Genomic DNA, 17,568 nt, shown 5'->3' on the forward strand with positions numbered 1-17,568 from the left:
GGCCCTGGCTAGCGCTGTCGAGGTGCAGCATGAGTGGGCCTACGCGTTCTTCCACGCGCAGACATCGCCAGTATTCAACTGTGAATGTCCCAGCACAAAAGTCGCATCGGCCGGCGCGGGTGCCTGCACTTGCTCCGAGCCGAAGTTGAACGCGAAGGTCAGATTGCCGCGCCGACGAATACGCAGGCCATCAGCCAGCCGTTGCGTCCCGATACCGGCATCCTTCGCCGCCTGCTGCAAAACCGTGCGATGCAACGCGTGCGACAACCAACCCGCCACATAGCGAACCCTTCCGTTGGCGAGGATCGCCGGCCACGTGTCGTCGAATTGCGCGTCGACGGTCGTCTCGCCATTGGCGCGAACGTGCTCGCGCCAATGCATCGCAACACCTTGCGTATCGCCTATCGAAAGCGCTGGCGTGAGCGTCGGGCGCAGCGTTTCGACTTCGAGCACCTGCATCGGCAGAACGCGTTGCAACGCGCCGGGCGGCAAGCTCGACGGAATGGCAAAGGTCGTGGTCTTCGAGCCGCTCCTCGGGCCGAATACCCATTGCGCCGAGCTCCGCTCAATCTGATCGACAAGCGCGTCGTCGATCACGGCGATGCTCGGCACCACCACCAGCCGGTACTGCGACAGATCGGCGTTGCTCGACACGATATCGACGTCGAGACCGAGCTCACGCAGCGCTTCGTAATAGTCGAACACCAGCGTCTGATAGTCGAAGGTTTTGCCGTGACGTTGAATCTCGAACATCCACTGCGTCTCGTAGTCGAAGACGATCGCGGTGGCCGCGCGCGCCGGTGCGCCGAGTCCGGACAGCACCGCGGACGAAGCGATTTCACGCGCCGCCTGCTGCACTTCGAGGCCGCCCGGCGACAGTTCGTTGTTCGGCAAATTGAGGCCGGAGTGCATCTGTTCCTGCGCATACGGACACTGACGCCAACGGAAATACGACACCAGTTCTGCGCCATGCGCGAATGCTTCGTAAGCCCACAGCCTGACCATGCCCTTCGCCGGCACCGGATTCCACGACGCCCAATTCACCGGCCCGGCCTGCTGCTCCATCACCCAGAAACGGCCGGCGCCGATTGCGCGGTAGCGGTCATGATCAAACGCGGAGACGTCGGGATGCGCGGTGCGTGCGTAACGCGCCTTCTGCTCTTCAGGCAGCGCGATCGATTCAGTGCGTGCGATCGGATAGCTGTCCCATGCCGCTACGTCGAGCGCGTTGTCTTCGGCGAAGCGGTAATGATCGAAGGTCGTGAAGAAGCCCATGAAGTTATGCAGCAGATCCGCCTCGGGCGCATGCTCACGCAGCACATCGATCTGCTCGCGATGGAAGCTCGCCACCTCGTCTGACATGAAACGGCGGAAATCGAGCAGATGGATCGGATTGGCGTCGGTGGGCGTGAGGTTAGGCAGGCCGATCGCCTCGAACGACGGGTACTCCATGCTCCAGAACACGTTGCCCCATGCATCGTTCAGCGCATCGACGCGCTCGTAACGATGGCGGAGCCACGTCTGAAAGCGCGTCAATGCAGCGAGCGAATAGCTCGGCACGGTCTCGTGGCAGCCGAGTTCGTTATCGGTCTGCCACGAGACGATAGACGGATGCCTTCCGTAGCGCGCCACCATCGCGGTGACAATGCGCACGCACTCGCGCCGGTATATCTCGCTGGAAATATCGTAGTGACGACGCGAGCCGAAATTCCAGCGCACGCCGTCCGCACGCACCGGTAACACGTCCGGGTGCGCGTCGATCAGCCACTTCGGCGGCGACGCGGTCGGTGTGCCCAGCACGAGTTTCAGTCCCGCGGCCGCGAGCGTCCCGACCGCCTCGTCAAGCCAGCCCCAAGCGAATTCGCCGGCGCGCGGCTCCATCCGGCTCCACGCGAATTCAGCGATCCGCACATGCGTGATGCCGAGCTCGACCATACGTTTCGCGTCGTCGGCCCACATCGAACGCGGCCATTGTTCCGGGTAATAGCAAACACCAAGTTGCATAAGAGAGTCTCTTTGATAGATGACGGCAAACGGGCAATCAGCCCTTGCTTGCGCCGAAAGTCAGGCCGGCGACGAAATGCTTCTGCATCAGGAAGAACATCAGCACAGAGGGCAATGCGGCAAGCACCGAGCCGGCGGCGACGAGATTCCATGCCGTCGTCCACTGGCCTTTGAGCGCTGCGACGCCCACGGTGATCGGCGCGGCCTCATCGCCCTGCGTGAGGCACAACGCCCAGAAATAGTCGTTCCAGACAAACGTGAATACGAGGATGCCGAGCGCCGCGAGCGCGGGCCGGATCAGCGGCAGCACGATGCGCCAGTAGATCGTCCATTCACTGGCCCCTTCCACGCGCGCCGCTTCGATCATCTCGAATGGCAACTGTTTGATGAAGTTGCGCAAAAACAGCGTGCAAAAGCCGGTCTGAAACGACACATGAAAAATCACCAGCGCCCACACGCTATTGAAGAGACCCACTTTCAGCGCCATGTCGCGCACCGGGATCATCAGAATCTGGATCGGTACGAAGTTGCCGGCGACAAACGCGAACAGCACAGCGGTATTGCCCGGAAACCGGTAGGTCGCCAAAGCGAAACCCGCCATCGACGCCAGTACGATCGCGCCGATCACCGACGGCACTGTAATCAGCACACTATTGGCGAAGTAATGGAGCATCGGCGTTTGCGTGAGCGCCGTGCCGTAGTTTTCAATCAGCGCGAAATGCTTGGGCCAGCCCCAGTAGTCGCCTTGCGACAACTCGTCCGAAGAGCGAATCGACGTGACCAGCACGGCCAGCATCGGCAGTAGCCATACCAGCAGCGCGAGCGGCAAAGACGCTTTGTACAGCGTACGATTGAGCGGTTTCCAGCGTTCGACGGGAAGCGGATACATGACACGTGACTCCTGTAAATCAGTGTTCTTCGCGCAGCATGCGGCGCAGATGGAACACGATGTAGACGAGCATGATGGCGAACAGCACGACGGCAATCGCCGCGGAATAGCCTTCGCGGTAGTACTTAATCGCCTGGTCGTACATGTAATAGGCGAGCACGGTTGAACTGTCGAACGGACCGCCGCCGCTCATTACCGCGATCAGGTCGAAGCTGCGCAGCGCGCCGATCACGGTCAGCACCACGGCCATGAACGTCGCGGGCCGCAGTTGCGGAAGAATCACGTGCCATAGCAGACGCACGCCTTTCGCGCCCTCCATGCGCGCTGCCTCGACCACTTCCGGATTGATGCCTGTCAGCCCGGTGAGATACAGCACCATGCAGAACGGCGTCTGCGGCCACAGCGCGGCGAAGATGATGCCGAAGGTGACGGTGTGCGGATCGCCGAGCACCGGAATACCGTGACCGACGATCAGCCGCAGCAAGCCGAAAGCGGGATCGTAAAACCAGCTGAACACGAGGCCGACTACCACGCCCGAGAGCACGAATGGCGCGAAGAACAGCGACTTCACGACCCGCATGCCACGGATATGCTGGTTCAGATATAACGCGAACAGCAGCCCGAGCGGCGGGGCCAGCAGGAACAGCGCGAGCCAGATCAGGTTGTTCTTGAGCGCCGTATAGAAGGTGTCCGCATGGAATAACTCGATGTAGTTATCGAAGCCCGCGAACGTCTTCGGCGTCATTCCATCCCAGTTATAAAAGCTGAGCGAAATGCTGCTGATGATCGGGTAGACCACGCACAGGCAAAACAACGCAAAACCCGGCAACAGGAAGAAAAGCGCCGCACGGTGCTGATGACGGCGCGTCGTAGAGACGTGCCGGTGCCGCGCCGTGGGTAAGCGGCGCGCTGCGGAATGAGACATGATCGGGCCTCGTCGGAGATCGAAGGCGAGCGCCAGCTGTTGCTACGCCGCTGGCGCCCTTGGGCTTACTTCTTGTAGATGCGCTTGCGGGTCGCTTCGAGGCGAACGAGCACGGCGTCGAGTTGCGACGGATCGCTGTAGAACTGCTGCATCGCCTTCATGCCTTCGTCGGCCATTTCCTTCTGCATGTCGCGATCGTAGAACTGCGCGATACCGCCCTTCGTGTTCGCGAGGGTCTGGAAACCCACCTTCGAAATTTCATCTTCAGGTTCGGCCGCCTGGCTGTTCGACGGCAACTGCCCCCAACCCTTCGCGAGATCGGCGTTGATCTGCGGTTGTTCCATGAAGGCCAGCAGCTTGCGGGCATCGGTCTTGTTCTTCGCCTTCGCCGGAATCAGCAGCACATTGACCGGACCGTCTTCGGCCAGCGGCACGTTCGCGTCGATCACCGGGAAGCGGAAGAAGCCGGTCTGCGGTTTGACCGATGCCGGAATGCTCGCCGAGAAGAACGTGCCCATCAGCATCATCGAGGCCTTGCCGCTCACGAGAAACGGCGCAATCGAATCGAGGTCGTAGGAAAGCGCGTTGTCGATGAAGTAGTGATCGTCGATCAACGTTTTCCATGCGGCGTAGACCTTTTTAACGCGCGGATCGGTGTAGGGAATTTCGCCGGCCATCAACTGCTGGTGGAATGCGTTGCCGTTGATGCGCAGGTCGAGATAGTCGAACCACGCGGCAAGCGTCCAGCTATCGCGCGCCGCGACGGCGATCGGTGCAACACCGCTGGCCTTCAGCTTCTTGCAGGCGTCGAGAAATTCATCCCACGTTTTCGGTTCGCTCTTGATACCGGCCTTCTCGAACAGGTCCTTGCGATAGAAAAAGCCGTAGGCGTCGTAACCGAGCGGCGCGGCGTACTGCTTGCCCTTATACGTCGAGGCGTCCTTCACCGACGCATACTGCTGCGACCAGCCGTTCTTGCTCCAGTCGGACGACAGGTCTTCGAGCAGGCCGCGTTGCGCGTAATACGCCATCCGCTCGCCATCGTGCCACGACACGACATCCGGCGGATCGGTGGCGAGCCAGCCGCCCATCTGCACCTTGTACGCTTCCTCGGTGATGTAGGTCGCCTTTAGGTCGACGTCGGGATTGGCTTTCTTGAACTTGTCGAACGCGTCCTGCCACGTCGAGCGCTGATTACCGCGCGCCGATACGTTGACGGTCAGCGTGGCCGCGTCTGCCGCGGTGGAGCAGAGTGCGCCTGCGACCAGAGCGGCCGCAATCGACGCATGTGCCAGACGGCGAAGGCGAAGAGAAATCATCTTATGTCTCCTTGACTACCTTGTTGGCTGACAGCGAATCGCTGCCAGACGATGTACCCGCTCTGTGGCGGAATAGGATTTCGGTGAATCCGGTGGCGCCTGGGTGCCTTGGATACCCTGGGCACCTCAAGCGGCGACCCGATCGGGTTCGAACATGCTGCGCCGCAGTGCAACGCCTTCAGCATCGAACAGATGACACGCGGCAGGCGGAACGTGAATGCAGATGCGCTCGCCCGAACCGATCGGCGTATCGCCCGCGGCCTTGGCGATGAGCGTGCCGGTCTCGTGATCCGCGTGAATATAGCTGTGCTCGCCGAGCCATTCCGATAGCACCGTGACGCACTGAATGAACTGCTCGTCGCCATCCAGACGCAAATGTTCCGGGCGCACGCCGAGGGTGACGGGCTGGCCGCGCTGGAGGCCTTGGCCGTCCACGTGAGCAATCAGCCGTTCGCCGCTTTTCATCAGCGTGACGGCCACCTTGCCCGCTTCGATCGAATCGACCACCGCGTCGATGAAATTCATTCGCGGCGAACCGATGAAGCCCGCCACAAAGCGCGACTTCGGATGGTGATACAACTCAAGCGGCGCGCCGGTCTGCGCGATGCTGCCGAAGCGCTCCGCGTCCGCTCCTGCGTGCAGCAACACGATTCTGTCGGCAAGCGTCATCGCCTCGACCTGATCGTGGGTCACATAGACCACGCTCGCGTTCGCGAAGCGCTGGTGCAGGCGGGCGATTTCGACGCGCGTCTGGCCGCGCAATGCGGCGTCGAGATTCGACAGCGGTTCATCGAACAGGAACACGCCGGGTTCGCGCACGATCGCCCTGCCGATCGCCACGCGCTGCCGCTGCCCGCCCGAGAGCGCTTTCGGATAGCGATCAAGAAAGGCGTCCAGTTGCAGAATGCGCGCGGCTTCGCGCACCTTCCGCTCGATCACGTCCTTGGGTTGCTTCGCGAGTTTCAGGCCGAACGCCATGTTGTCGAACACGGTCATGTGCGGAAACAGCGCGTAGCTCTGGAACACCATCGCTACGCCGCGCCCGGCAGCGGGAACATCGTTCACGAGGCGGCCGCCGATGTGCAGCTCGCCTTCGCTCAGGTCTTCGAGACCGGCGATCATTCTCAGCAGGGTCGACTTGCCGCAACCCGAGGGCCCAAGAAACACGCAGAACTCGTGCTGCGCGATCTCGAGATTCACGCGCCGGATCACCGGCGGATGGTCACCGTACGACTTCTGCACGTTCGTAAGACGAATCGTAGCCATGCTGCTGCCTCCCGGATTTAACCGCTTAAATTTCTATGAAAAATAAACGGCCAGCTCTTGTGCAGCAGGCATTTAATCGCTTAAATTTGAGTTCGAGGGAAAAAGTCATGGTGAGTGTCTCCTGTCGACCAGAGTTGGCGCTTCAGCGCCTTACTCTGATCCCATGCAAGGCGCTGTGTTTTCCAGCAAGTTATCAACGTCGCCAGTCGCTTGCAACATTTGAATCGCATTCCCTGAATATGGGATAAACAGAAAATGGTCACCCTGTCCGAAGTCGCGAAGCGCGCACACGTCACCGCCGCCACCGTTTCCAATGTCCTGCGCAACCGCGAGAAGGTCCGGCCGGAGACAGCCGAACGCGTGCTGAAAGCGATCGCCGATCTCGGCTACCGGCCCAATCTGAACGCGCGCGCGCTGGCCGAGGGCCGCTCGTCGACCTTGGCCTTGATGCTGTCGAACATCTCGAACCCGTTCTACCCCGAGTTCGTGCTGGCCGCCGAGCGAGCGGCGCGCAAAGCGGGGTACTTCCTGATGGTTTGCAATACTGACGACGATGCGGAAATCGGCCGCGCGTATCTGAACCAGATCGCCGGCACGCTCGCGGACGGTGTGCTCGTGATGAACACGGACATCGCGATCAACGATTTGTGCGCGTCGGCCACGCACAGCGCGCCGATTCTGCTGGCGATGTGGGAACACCCGGAGACGCCGCCCGCGCTGCCCTGCATTGCCGTGGATTTTGCCCATGCGGGCGCGCTGGCCGCGAGGCATCTGCTCGAACTCGGTCACCGCGAGATCGGCCTTCTGATCGGCGACGGTTGCGGCGGCTTGCAGGATGCGCGCTCCAACGGATTTCGTGCGGTGATGCGCGAGGCCGGAATCGAAACAGACGCTGCCGCAGTGCTGCAGATCCGCGACTCGATCGACGCTGGCTACGCCGCCTGCATGCAGTTGATGGCGAACCGCCCTCACCTCAGCGCGATTTTCGCGACCAACGATCTGCTGGCGATCGGCGCGGCACAGGCGTTGATCACGCTTGGCCGCGCTGTGCCGAACGACGTGTCGGTCATCGGCATTACGGACATTCAACTGGCGCATCAGGTACACCCCGCATTGACGACAGTGGCGATCCAGACGGCGGCCGTCGCGGAGTTGTCGATCGATAGTCTGATTCGTCTGATCCAGACGCCTGAACAGCAACCGTCGATGGTGCTCGCGCCGCCGCCGCAATTGATCGTACGAGCGTCGACGGGACCGCGGCGCATGAGTTGAGGCGCGAGAATACGCGTGCAGGTGGCCGCGCAACACGGCCGTCGCCAGCCGCCCCCATCCGGGCAGGGCGGCTTCACCCCACGTTCAGCAGAAAATGCTGTCGGGGCCCGAAAAAAAACGCTCCGCGCGTCGTGAAAGCCTCGATTGGCGATTTCGTCGACTGCCATGCGCGCGTAGCATCGAAGCATAGATCGGCCTGGTTCAAAGCCGGTCGCGCGCCAATGTGTGCGCGCCGCATTTCGCTGCGCCGCCGCATGCTGCCGTGCGGCCGTATCAACCACACGCCTGTCCTCGACGGCAATTTGAAGGAGCAACCCGATGTCTCTCGCATTGACCCGCAAAGAACTGATTCGCCCGCAGAATCTGATCGACGGCAAGTGGATCGACGCCGCCGACGCCGCCCGCTTTCCTGTCACCAACCCGGCCACCGGCGAATTGATCGTCGAAGTCGCGAACAGCACCGCATCGGACGCCCGCGCCGCCACCGACGCCGCGGCCCGCGCCTTCCCCGCGTGGCGCGATAGGCTGCCGCGCGAACGCGCGGGGATTCTGCGCCGCTGGCACGCGCTGATCGTCGCCAATACCGAAGACCTCGCGAAGCTGATGTCGACGGAACAAGGCAAGCCGCTGGCGGAAAGCCGTGGCGAAGTCGCCTACGGTGCGTCGTACGTCGCCTGGTTCGCCGACGAGGCGACACGCATCTACGGCGATCTGATCCCGCAGCAACAACGCGGCAAACGCATGAGCGCGGTGAAGGAACCCGTCGGCGTGGTCGCGGCGATCACGCCGTGGAATTTCCCGCTGGCGATGATTGCGCGCAAGATCGCGCCCGCGCTTGCGGCCGGTTGCACGGTCGTGGCCAAGCCCGCCGAAGACACGCCGCTTACCGCGCTCGCGCTGGCAGCGCTCGCCCAGGAAGCGGGCTTGCCGGACGGCGTGCTGAACATGCTGTCGGCTTCGCGCGAACAGGGCATTGCGGCGGTCGCTGACTGGCTCGCCGACGCGCGCGTACGCAAGATCACGTTCACGGGCTCGACGCCGGTCGGCAAGCATCTCGCCCGCGAGTCGGCTGGCACGCTCAAGAAGCTGTCACTGGAATTGGGCGGCAATGCGCCCTTCATCGTCTTCGACGACGCCGATCTCGATGCTGCGGTTACGGGTCTGATGGCCGCCAAGTTCCGCAACGGCGGCCAGACTTGCGTGTGCCCGAACCGCGTCTATGTGCAGTCCGGCGTCTACGCGCGTTTTGCCGATTTGCTCGCGAAGCGCGTCGCCGCGCTGAAGGTTGCGCCCGCAACCGATCCGGATGCACAGATCGGCCCGATGATCAACGAACGCGCCATCGACAAGATTGCCCGCCACGTCGAAGACGCCGTCAAACACGGCGCGAAAGTACTGACCGGCGGCAAGCGCCTGACCGAACTCGGCCCGAACTACTATGCGCCGACCGTGCTGACCGATACGCAGGACGGCATGCTCGTCTGCTGCGAAGAAACCTTTGGGCCGGTGGCGCCACTGTTCCGCTTCGATGACGAAGCCGAAGCGATCCGTCTCGCTAACGACACGCCGTTCGGTCTCGCTGCCTACTTTTACACGCAGGGCGTGCGGCGCATCAATCGCGTTGCGGGCCAGCTCGAAGCGGGCGTGATCGGGATCAATGAGGGCGCCGTGTCGAGTGAAGCGGCGCCGTTCGGCGGGGTGAAGGAATCGGGTTACGGCCGCGAAGGTTCGAAGTACGGGCTCGACGATTACATGTCGATCAAGTACCTGTGCCAGGGCGGACTGGATTAACGAGCTCCCGCACTTTCCGCCATCTTCCCCCTGACATCACGCTTCGCATGACGCGAGGCGTGAGCGTCCAGTCAGCATCCCGTTTCCCGTAGCAGTCGAACGTCAGCGCATCGAAGTCGGTGAGTTGCATACCCGTTTCCCTCAGTTGTCCCCAGGATGAAACCACCGTGTAGTGGTTTGTGGCAGTACCCCCAGTACACGCCGTCTCCATCCCTCGTCATGCACCCCATTCATGACGCCCATTTTTGTCCCGAATTTGACCGGGTTTTCTCGCGGCTCTATGGTTCGACCATGCCCGCCGGACTCGTATCGCCGCTCCCGCCGATCAGCATGACTGGGACGCGGAACCCTCAACATCGTGACCTTCCACATACCATGAACTCTGACGCGACCGCCGCTCTCACACCCCTGCCTGCTCTTCGGCGAACCAGCAAGGTTCGTCGCGCGGTGACGACCGCGGTGCTCGGCCAGATCCTCGAATGGTATGACTTTTTTCTCTATGGAACCGCCGCCGCCCTGGTGTTCGGCAAGCTGTTCTTTCCGGTCGGCAGCGATCCGCTGACGGGCACGATCGCGGCATTCGGCGGTTTTACCGTGGGCTTCATCGCGCGCCCCATCGGTGGCGTCCTGTGCGGCCATATCGGCGACCGCTACGGCCGCAAGACCGTCATGATGCTGACGCTGCTGGTGATGGGCACCGCCACCGTCTGCATGGGTCTTCTGCCGACCTACCAGCAGATCGGCATCGCGGCACCCGTCATGCTCGTGCTGCTGCGCATCCTGCAGGGCCTGGCGGCAGGCGGGGAATGGAGCGGCAGCATCCTGCTGATTTACGAGAGCGCGCCCGCCTCGAAACGCGGTGCGCTGGCGGCATGGAGTCCGAGCGGCGCGGCGTTCGGCTTCGTGCTGTCGACCACGGCATTCCTGCTCGTGCAGACGTTGTCGCCTTCCGACTTCCACAGCTGGGGCTGGCGTGTACCGTTCCTCTGCAGCGCCGTGCTGGTCGCGCTCGGCCTATGGATGCGCCGCTCCGTCGACGAAAGCGCGGAATTCGCCGAAGTGAAGGCCACGCGCCGCGCCAGCCGCATGCCCATCGTCGAGGTGCTGCGTCAATGTCCGCGCGAAGTGCTCACGGTGTTCGGCCTGCGCTTCGGCGAAGGCGCCGCGTCATACATCTTCTTCGCGTTCTCGATCGCCTATAGCCAGTTCATCGGCATCAAATCAAGCTGGGTGCTGGGCGGACTGACCTTGTCGATGCTGCTGATGATCCCCGTTTCGCTGTTGATGGGACGCCTCACCGACAAAATCGGCCGCAAACCAGTCTATCTCGCCGGCGCGATCGCAATGGTGCTGGTCGCGTATCCGTACTTCACGTTGCTCGGCTCCGGCGTGCTGTGGAAAGTGATCGCGGCGCTCGTGCTCGCCAACAGCATCACGCTCGGCATTCTCGAAGGCGCACAACCCGCCTTCATCAGCGAGTTGCTGCCTGTCCATCTGCGCTTCTCGGGTTTGGGTATCGGCCGCGAGATTTCTTCGGTACTCGGCGGCGGCCTCTCGCCGATGGTGGCCACCGCTTTGCTCGCTCATTACCGCAGCGCCGCGCCAGTCGCCATTTACCTCGTTGTGCTTGGTTTGATCACCGTAATCGCGACGTGCCTCGCGCCCGAGACCTTCCCCAAAGCGCTGCGAATTCAGGCGCAACGCAAAGAGCAAGACAACGCCTGACGTCCAGCCGACGCCACGTCAGCCTAAACCCCTCATTCATTTCCATACGTTGCCATCATGCAAAGCCTTCAAAGTAGCAGTCTTTCGACGTACGCCTACGAACCTCGCGCGATCGATCACGCGGATTCCTATCCTGAGTACGCAGGTCCGATTACGCTCGACGCGCTGATCGGCGAGATCGAGCGGCGCCGGGACGAATTCGATCAGGTGTCGCATGTTCCGCGCGACATGGTTGCGAAGATGAAACGCGCGGGGATTTTCCGCGCGAGTACGCCACAGCGTTTCGGCGGCGACGCGCTGCCGCCGGCGCAATTCCTGCGAATCCTCGAGCGCATTGCCATCGCCGATGGCTCAACCGCCTGGGTCGCCGCGTTCGGCTCGGCGAACACTTATCTCGCCGCGCTGCCGATCGAAACGCAGCAGCACATTTACGCCACCGGCCCGGACCAGGTCTTCTCCGGCGGCCTCTATCCGCTGCAACCCGCCGCCCGGGTATCCGGCGGCTTCACGGTCAGCGGCCAATGGCGCTTTGCAAGTGGTTGCAAGGGCGCGGATTGGATCGGCGTCGGGATCGGTGGCACGCCCGCCAGTTCAGGCGATGCGGGCGCGGGCAAACCGTTCACCGCAGTATTTCCCGCTCATGAAGTGGAGATTGTCGAGAACTGGAACGTCGTTGGTATGCAGGGCACCGGCAGTCACGACTTGCGATTGCACGACAAATTCGTCGATGCGCAATGGACGTTTGTACGCGGGGGCCAGCCGTTGATCGACGAACCGCTCTACCGCTATCCCGCCGTCGCCTATCAGGCGCAAGTGCACGCCGCCGTCAATATCGGCCTCGCGCGCGCGGCGCTCGATCTGCTGACGGGCATGTCCGGATCGACCAAAACCACGACCGGCGCGCCGCGTCTCGCGGATCGAGGTTATTACCGCTCCGGCCTTGCGAAAGCAGAGGCCAACTGGCGCAGTGCCCGTGCGTTCTTCTACGAGTCCGCCGAGACAGCATGGAAGACAATTGTGGCCGGCGATCCTGTCACACAGGAACAGGCCAATTTGCTGCGCCTGAGTGCGACGCACGCCGCGCAGCTAGGTGCCGAGGTCGTGATGCAGGCTTATCAGATGGCGGGCATAGCAGCGATTTATCGCGAGAACCGGCTGCAGCGTCTGGTTCGGGATTCGATCGTCGTGACCCAGCACGCGTTTCTTGGCGAAGGGACTTACGACGCATCCGGCGCGCTGTTCGCAGGCGTGCCTCCCGTCACGCCTTATCCCTGATGCGCCCCGCACTTCATAACCACGAGGCAGAGAACGTAATGATCGAAGACACCAGAAAGCGTTTCCGCGACGCCATGGCGTGCCTGCCTGCCGCCGTCAACATCATCACGACGGACGGGCCAGGCGGTCGCTGCGGCATCACGGCGAGCGCCGTGTGCTCGGTGACGGACGCGCCGCCGACAATGCTCGTCTGTATCAATCAGGCCAGCTACGTCCACGACGTACTGCATCGCAACCGCAACATGTGCATCAATGTGCTCGCCGCCGAGTACCAGGATCTCGCGCGTGATTTTGCCGGCATGACAGCATGTTCAATGGATGAGCGGTTCGGACGTCACGCATGGGCCAGCGGACAAGCTATGGTGCCCGTTCTATCGGATGCGATTGCCAGTCTGGAAGGCGAAATCGTCGACATCAAGACGGTCGGATCGCACTCCGTCATGTTCGCGCAGATCCGGCACATTGCGCTGCGATCTGATGGTGACGGGCTCATCTATTTCGGGCGGCAGTTCCATCGCCTGACACGGCCGGCAGCGGTAACGCCGTCCGTTACCACGCATACCTCGAGGTAAACATGGAGGCCTGTTTCTTTCTTCTCATCCACTGCGACGACACGGGCAAAACGAGTTCGCCCATCGACCCGTCGTTGCTCGACGCGGCATCGCGTGAAATACAAGGGCTGACGCGTTTCGTGATCCATCTCCCAGCGGAGTCGCCAGATAGCGCCCCTCTGTCGAAGACCCATGCTTCGAGCCCTTGCTGCGCATTGCAATGGTATTTCGACGATCTCGGTTTGCTCGAAACGGCGCTGCAAACCGACGGCGCGATGCACGGGATCGTAGATCGCATAACGCACGCTGCCAAAGTCAATCTTACGTTCGCACAGCAAGTCATGGCAGTCAGGCCATTCGCCACACCGAATCCAGGCGACGCCGACCATTGCGCTGAACGATGCACCTACCTCGTCAGCTACGAGGGCGAAGCGGAAGATTTCAACGCATGGCTGACGCACTACATCACACATCATCCGCCGCTGATGGCGCAATTGCCCGGTATTCGCGAGCTGGAAATCTACACCCGGCTCGATTACCGATCCGGCCTGAGTATTCCGCGCGCCACCACCATGCAGCGCAACAAGGTCGTCTTCGACGATCCCGAAGCGCTCGCCACCGCCCTGGCGTCGCCGATCCGCGCGCACATGAAGCAGGATTTCAACGCGTTTCCGCCGTACAGCGGACCAACCCCGCATTTCCCTATGCGCAGCATTTACGGTAATCTGAAACCGACGTAAACGCCCCTCATTGCCGCGATCCGAACGTCATGACAAAGTCGCACCCTGGCATTACGGATTTGAATCTGCTGCGCGTGTTTCTGGCCATCTCCGATCTGCGCAGTTTGACGGCCGCGGGTGAGCGCCTCGGGCTCACGCAACCGGCGGTCAGCCATGCGCTGCGCCGTTTGCGTGTCCTGTTCGACGACCCGCTCTTCGTTCGAACGCCCACCGGCATGGTCCCGACCGACGCCGCTTTGCGCTTGCACGCGCCCCTCACGCAGGCGTTCGGGATCATCAACGTGGCGGTCCAGCAACTCGCGAAATTCGACCCCGCCACCGCGCAACGTGTATTCCGCGTTTCCATGTCGGACATGTCGGAGTTCTATTTTCTGCCGCCGCTTCTCACCATGCTCGACCAGAACGCGCGCGGCATCCGCATCGAGATCGCGAATTTTCCAGTCGACTCGGTAAGCACCGCAATGCGCAGCGGCAAGGTCGATCTGGCACTCGGCTACGTGCCGGGCCTCGATCCGGGTTGCGTGAGCAAGACCCTCTTCGTCGACGAACATGTCTGCGTGGTACGGGCAGGCCACCCGTTACGCAAACAGAAGCCAACCAGGGAAGACCTCGCGGGCTTGCGCTACGTCTACGCAAGCACAAACGCAACCGGGCACAGGATGGTCGAGCAATGGCTGGAAGAACTGAATCTGCGCCGGGATATCGTATTGCGCCTACCCCATTTCGTAGTGGCGCCCGAGATCGTTCAACATACCGATCTCGCCGTCATTTTCCCGAGGAGCATCGCGCAGCGCTTTAACCGCAACAAGGCCTTCCGCATCCTTCCGTTGCCGTTTTCCCTGCCGCCCATCGAAATTCAGATTCATTCGCACTCGCAATTCTCGGCGGACCCGGGCATTGCATGGCTCCTCGATTCGATTTACACCATGTTCCATCAACCGTCGGCCGGTACAGAGACGGGACGTACATGAATCTTGGGGCGTTACAGTGCGTATGTTTTTCGATGCAGTGCGGCGGTCAGGCTTCAGTGTTGTGAATGAAATACGGCGGCACGTCCGGTCCCCACAAATAAAGCGAATCTTCAGGTGGAAAGTCGCCGGCCGGCCAGACATGGCCCGCTGTCACGAAATCGATATCCGCAGAAAATTCGGAGAACGAACCCCACGGATCCATCACGTAGTGGAAGTAGTTCGAACCGAGCACATGGCGGCCCGTGCCCCAGCCGCGCGTGTAACCCGCGGCCGCCATTTGCGAGGAACCGGTGCCGACTTCGTCGATACCGTCGACATCCCATGCAACGTGATGCCAGCCCTTTGCGTTGCTCTTCGCGAACGCGACCAGGTGGTGGTCGCTACCGTGCGTACCGTGCATGAAGGCGATGAGATCGGCCGAACGGTCGGACAGGCGCAGACCGAGTGCGCGTTCGTAGAAATCGACCGCACGCAACACGTCGGGCGTAAACAGCAGAACGTGGCTCATGCGCCGTGGTTGCACGGTGCGGGCCTGCGAACGCGGGTGTGAGCCGCGCCGATCGGCGTCGACTTCATGGCGGCCAGATGGCGTCTTCTGCGTTGGCGTTGTTTTCGGTCCAATGCCGACGTGAATCAGGTTGCCGTCGGGATCGACGAACCACAGGCCGTTACCCGTATGTTGCCGCCCGTTCGCAAGCGCGACCGCCTCCGCGCCGACGCGGCCGCCCGCTTCGCGCACCTGGCGCTCGAGTGTGCCGAAATCGCCTTCGAAACAATTGAAGCTGAGATACGCGAGCGATTTGCTCGCGGCAGGAAGAATGCGCGCCCAACGGTGTCCGTCGAGTGCGCGCAACTCCAGCTGCGTGTCGGGGCCCTCGCCGATATCGCGCACGTCGAGACCGAACGCGCTGTAGAAATGCCGCGCGTCGTCGATCGACGGCACGTTCAGCGCGAAATGATCGATTGAATGAACGGCGGCGCGGCGCGTGGATGCATCGTTGCTCATCTCTGTCTCCAGCGAGATAGTGCCAGACTCATGGCGCGGCGCCGGTAGCGGCCTCTATGGGCCGTGTGCCGCCGCCGCGCGAAAAACCACCCGGCGCGTCAGCCGCGCGTGGGTTCCTGCACGATCGGATTGCGCAGTGGCATGAAGCCGTCGACGCTCACTTCGCAGACGTCACCCGGCTTCATCAGCAGCTTCGGCTCACGTGCCCAGCCAATGCCAGACGGCGTGCCGGTCACGATGATATCGCCCGCTTCCAGCGTGATCGCCTCGCTGATCGTGGAGATCAGCGTTTCGATGTCGAACACCATGGTGTCGGTCGAGGCGGACTGCACGACCTCTCCGTTCAGGCGTGTTTCGAGTTGCAAACCGCGTGCACCGTGCGGGACTTCATCCGGCGTGACGAGTTCGGGACCGAAAGCCCCCGTGCCGTCGAAGTTTTTGCCGACCGTCCATTGCGGCGTCTTGAACTGATAGTCGCGCACCGAGCCGTCATTGAAGAGCGCATAGCCCGCAATGTGCGACAGCGCGTCGGCCTTCGCGATATGACGGCCACCGCTTTTCAGCACGACGGCCAACTCGCCTTCGTAATCAAGCGCGTCCGACACATTCGGACGCACGATCGGTTCGTTGTGCGCGACAAGGCTGGTATTCACGCGCAGGAACAGCGTCGGATAACTCGGCTGCTCGTACTTGCTCTCCTGCGTGTGTTCGCTGTAATTCAGACCCACGCAGATCACCTTGCCCGAACGCGTGAGCGGCGGCAAAAACTTCAGCTCTGCCACGGACCGCTCGCCGCTGACTTCAACGCCCGCCGCGTAGGTCACCAGATCGACGCCCCTCGCCAGCAGGTCGTCGAGCGACGCCGCACCCAGCACCTTGACCTTGCCGTCTTTCAGCAAACCCAGCTTGCGCTGGCCCTCTTCTTCAAACTGCACGAATCGCATTTCGTCCTCCTCCAGTGTTGAGGACGATCTTAAAGCAAAAATATATATAAAACAATTTTTATATATATTTTTCGCTAGCCGCTCGCAGCGCCTCGGCTACCAGCCGCGCGGTCGTACCGAAATGATCGGCCAGCAGCGAGCCCGCCAGCTCGACGTCGTGCGACAGCACCGCCTCGACAATCGCCTCGTGCTCGTCGGCGACACTGCGGTCGTGCCCGTGCGGCGCGGTGGCCGACAGATGCCGGTAGCGGGCGGTCTGATCGCGCAGCATGGTCGCGAACTGCGTCAGCCACGGCGATTGGCAGCCGGCAATCAGGGTTTCGTGGAACCGGTTATGGGCGATTTCCCACTCCGGATTCAGCCGGTTGGGATCGGCTGGGTCGTAGACAGGCAGGCGCTGCAGCAGATGGTGCGCAGCCAGCAACTCGCCTTCCCAGCGCGCGTCGCGGCGGCGAATCGCCCGTGTGATCGCGAGGCGCTCGATGTCCTGGCGCGTTTGCGTGATGTCCTCCAGCTCGTCCAGCGAGACCTCCGCGACGCGGAAACCCTTCTGGTCGATCGCCACGACAAAACCGCTCGCGCTTAGGCGCGACAATGCTTCCCGCAATGGAATGGCGCCCACGTCATAGCGCTCGCCGAGCTCCCGCACGCGCAGTTTGCTGCCCGGCTCCAGCAGCCCGGCGATGATGTCGCGCCGTAGCGTGGATTCCAGCGCGGAGGCCATCGTGCGGCCCGAGCCGTCGTCGAGTATTGCTGTCGCGTCGCTCATGCTCGCGTCCCCAATCTGATGAAAGTGATACAAACGCCAATTTTATATATATTTCGTGATTTTACCAGCTTCATTATCAAGGAGCCGCTGGTGCGCCGAGATGTCCTCCCGGCGCATGGGC

The 17,568-nt window shown here is 62.0% G+C and carries 15 protein-coding genes; 7 read left to right on the top strand and 8 right to left on the bottom strand.

Features of this window, described 5'->3' with window-relative positions; translation table 11 throughout:
• Positions 1-39 precede the first annotated feature (39 nt).
• The 5 genes from HHL24_RS06815 to HHL24_RS06835 form a co-directional block, all read right to left on the bottom strand.
• Positions 40-2,004, bottom strand: coding sequence for a beta-galactosidase (locus HHL24_RS06815; RefSeq protein ID WP_169484742.1), 1,965 nt, complete (start codon positions 2,002-2,004; stop codon positions 40-42).
• 37 nt (positions 2,005-2,041) lie between these two features.
• Positions 2,042-2,893, bottom strand: a complete 852-nt coding sequence (locus tag HHL24_RS06820) for a carbohydrate ABC transporter permease (RefSeq protein WP_169484743.1) — start codon at positions 2,891-2,893, stop codon at positions 2,042-2,044.
• Positions 2,894-2,912: 19 nt separating this feature from the next.
• Positions 2,913-3,818, bottom strand: coding sequence for a carbohydrate ABC transporter permease (locus HHL24_RS06825; protein ID WP_169484744.1), 906 nt, complete (start codon positions 3,816-3,818; stop codon positions 2,913-2,915).
• A 65-nt stretch (positions 3,819-3,883) separates the two neighbouring features.
• Complete coding sequence (locus tag HHL24_RS06830) at positions 3,884-5,137, bottom strand: ABC transporter substrate-binding protein (protein WP_169484745.1); 1,254 nt, start codon at positions 5,135-5,137, stop codon at positions 3,884-3,886.
• A 126-nt stretch (positions 5,138-5,263) separates the two neighbouring features.
• The gene (locus HHL24_RS06835; RefSeq protein WP_169484746.1) at positions 5,264-6,403 is read right to left on the bottom strand and encodes an ABC transporter ATP-binding protein; all 1,140 of its coding nucleotides are present in this window, start codon (positions 6,401-6,403) and stop codon (positions 5,264-5,266) included.
• A gap of 255 nt (positions 6,404-6,658) precedes the next feature.
• Here HHL24_RS06835 and HHL24_RS06840 point away from each other — a divergent pair, with 255 nt between their 5' ends.
• The 7 genes from HHL24_RS06840 (at position 6,659) to HHL24_RS06870 (ending at position 14,728) form a co-directional block, all read left to right on the top strand.
• Complete coding sequence (locus HHL24_RS06840) at positions 6,659-7,675, top strand: LacI family DNA-binding transcriptional regulator (protein ID WP_169484747.1); 1,017 nt, start codon at positions 6,659-6,661, stop codon at positions 7,673-7,675.
• A 318-nt stretch (positions 7,676-7,993) separates the two neighbouring features.
• Entirely contained in the window at positions 7,994-9,466 is a 1,473-nt protein-coding gene (locus HHL24_RS06845) for an NAD-dependent succinate-semialdehyde dehydrogenase (protein WP_169484748.1), read from the top strand.
• Between the two features lie 375 nt (positions 9,467-9,841).
• Entirely contained in the window at positions 9,842-11,191 is a 1,350-nt protein-coding gene (locus tag HHL24_RS06850) for an MFS transporter (protein ID WP_169484749.1), read from the top strand.
• Between the two features lie 57 nt (positions 11,192-11,248).
• Positions 11,249-12,466 carry an acyl-CoA dehydrogenase family protein gene (locus HHL24_RS06855; RefSeq protein WP_169484750.1) on the top strand — a complete coding sequence of 406 codons (1,218 nt, stop codon included), beginning with the start codon at positions 11,249-11,251 and terminating at the stop codon, positions 12,464-12,466.
• A gap of 38 nt (positions 12,467-12,504) precedes the next feature.
• Positions 12,505-13,038, top strand: coding sequence for a 4-hydroxyphenylacetate 3-monooxygenase, reductase component (hpaC, locus tag HHL24_RS06860; RefSeq protein WP_169484751.1), 534 nt, complete (start codon positions 12,505-12,507; stop codon positions 13,036-13,038).
• Positions 13,039-13,040: 2 nt separating this feature from the next.
• On the top strand, positions 13,041-13,757 hold the full coding sequence (locus HHL24_RS06865) for an EthD family reductase (protein ID WP_169484752.1): 717 nt from the start codon (positions 13,041-13,043) through the stop codon (positions 13,755-13,757).
• Positions 13,758-13,786: 29 nt separating this feature from the next.
• Entirely contained in the window at positions 13,787-14,728 is a 942-nt protein-coding gene (locus tag HHL24_RS06870) for a LysR family transcriptional regulator (RefSeq protein ID WP_169484753.1), read from the top strand.
• Between the two features lie 46 nt (positions 14,729-14,774).
• Here HHL24_RS06870 and HHL24_RS06875 read toward each other — a convergent pair whose 3' ends face one another.
• The 3 genes from HHL24_RS06875 to HHL24_RS06885 form a co-directional block, all read right to left on the bottom strand.
• The gene (locus tag HHL24_RS06875) at positions 14,775-15,734 is read right to left on the bottom strand and encodes a VOC family protein (RefSeq protein WP_169484754.1); all 960 of its coding nucleotides are present in this window, start codon (positions 15,732-15,734) and stop codon (positions 14,775-14,777) included.
• Between the two features lie 98 nt (positions 15,735-15,832).
• Positions 15,833-16,678, bottom strand: coding sequence for a fumarylacetoacetate hydrolase family protein (locus HHL24_RS06880; protein ID WP_169484755.1), 846 nt, complete (start codon positions 16,676-16,678; stop codon positions 15,833-15,835).
• Between the two features lie 58 nt (positions 16,679-16,736).
• Complete coding sequence (locus HHL24_RS06885) at positions 16,737-17,447, bottom strand: GntR family transcriptional regulator (RefSeq protein ID WP_206002745.1); 711 nt, start codon at positions 17,445-17,447, stop codon at positions 16,737-16,739.
• Positions 17,448-17,568 lie beyond the last annotated feature (121 nt).

Origin of the sequence: Paraburkholderia polaris (assembly GCF_012927345.1) — a bacterium.
GTDB lineage: Bacteria > Pseudomonadota > Gammaproteobacteria > Burkholderiales > Burkholderiaceae > Paraburkholderia > Paraburkholderia polaris.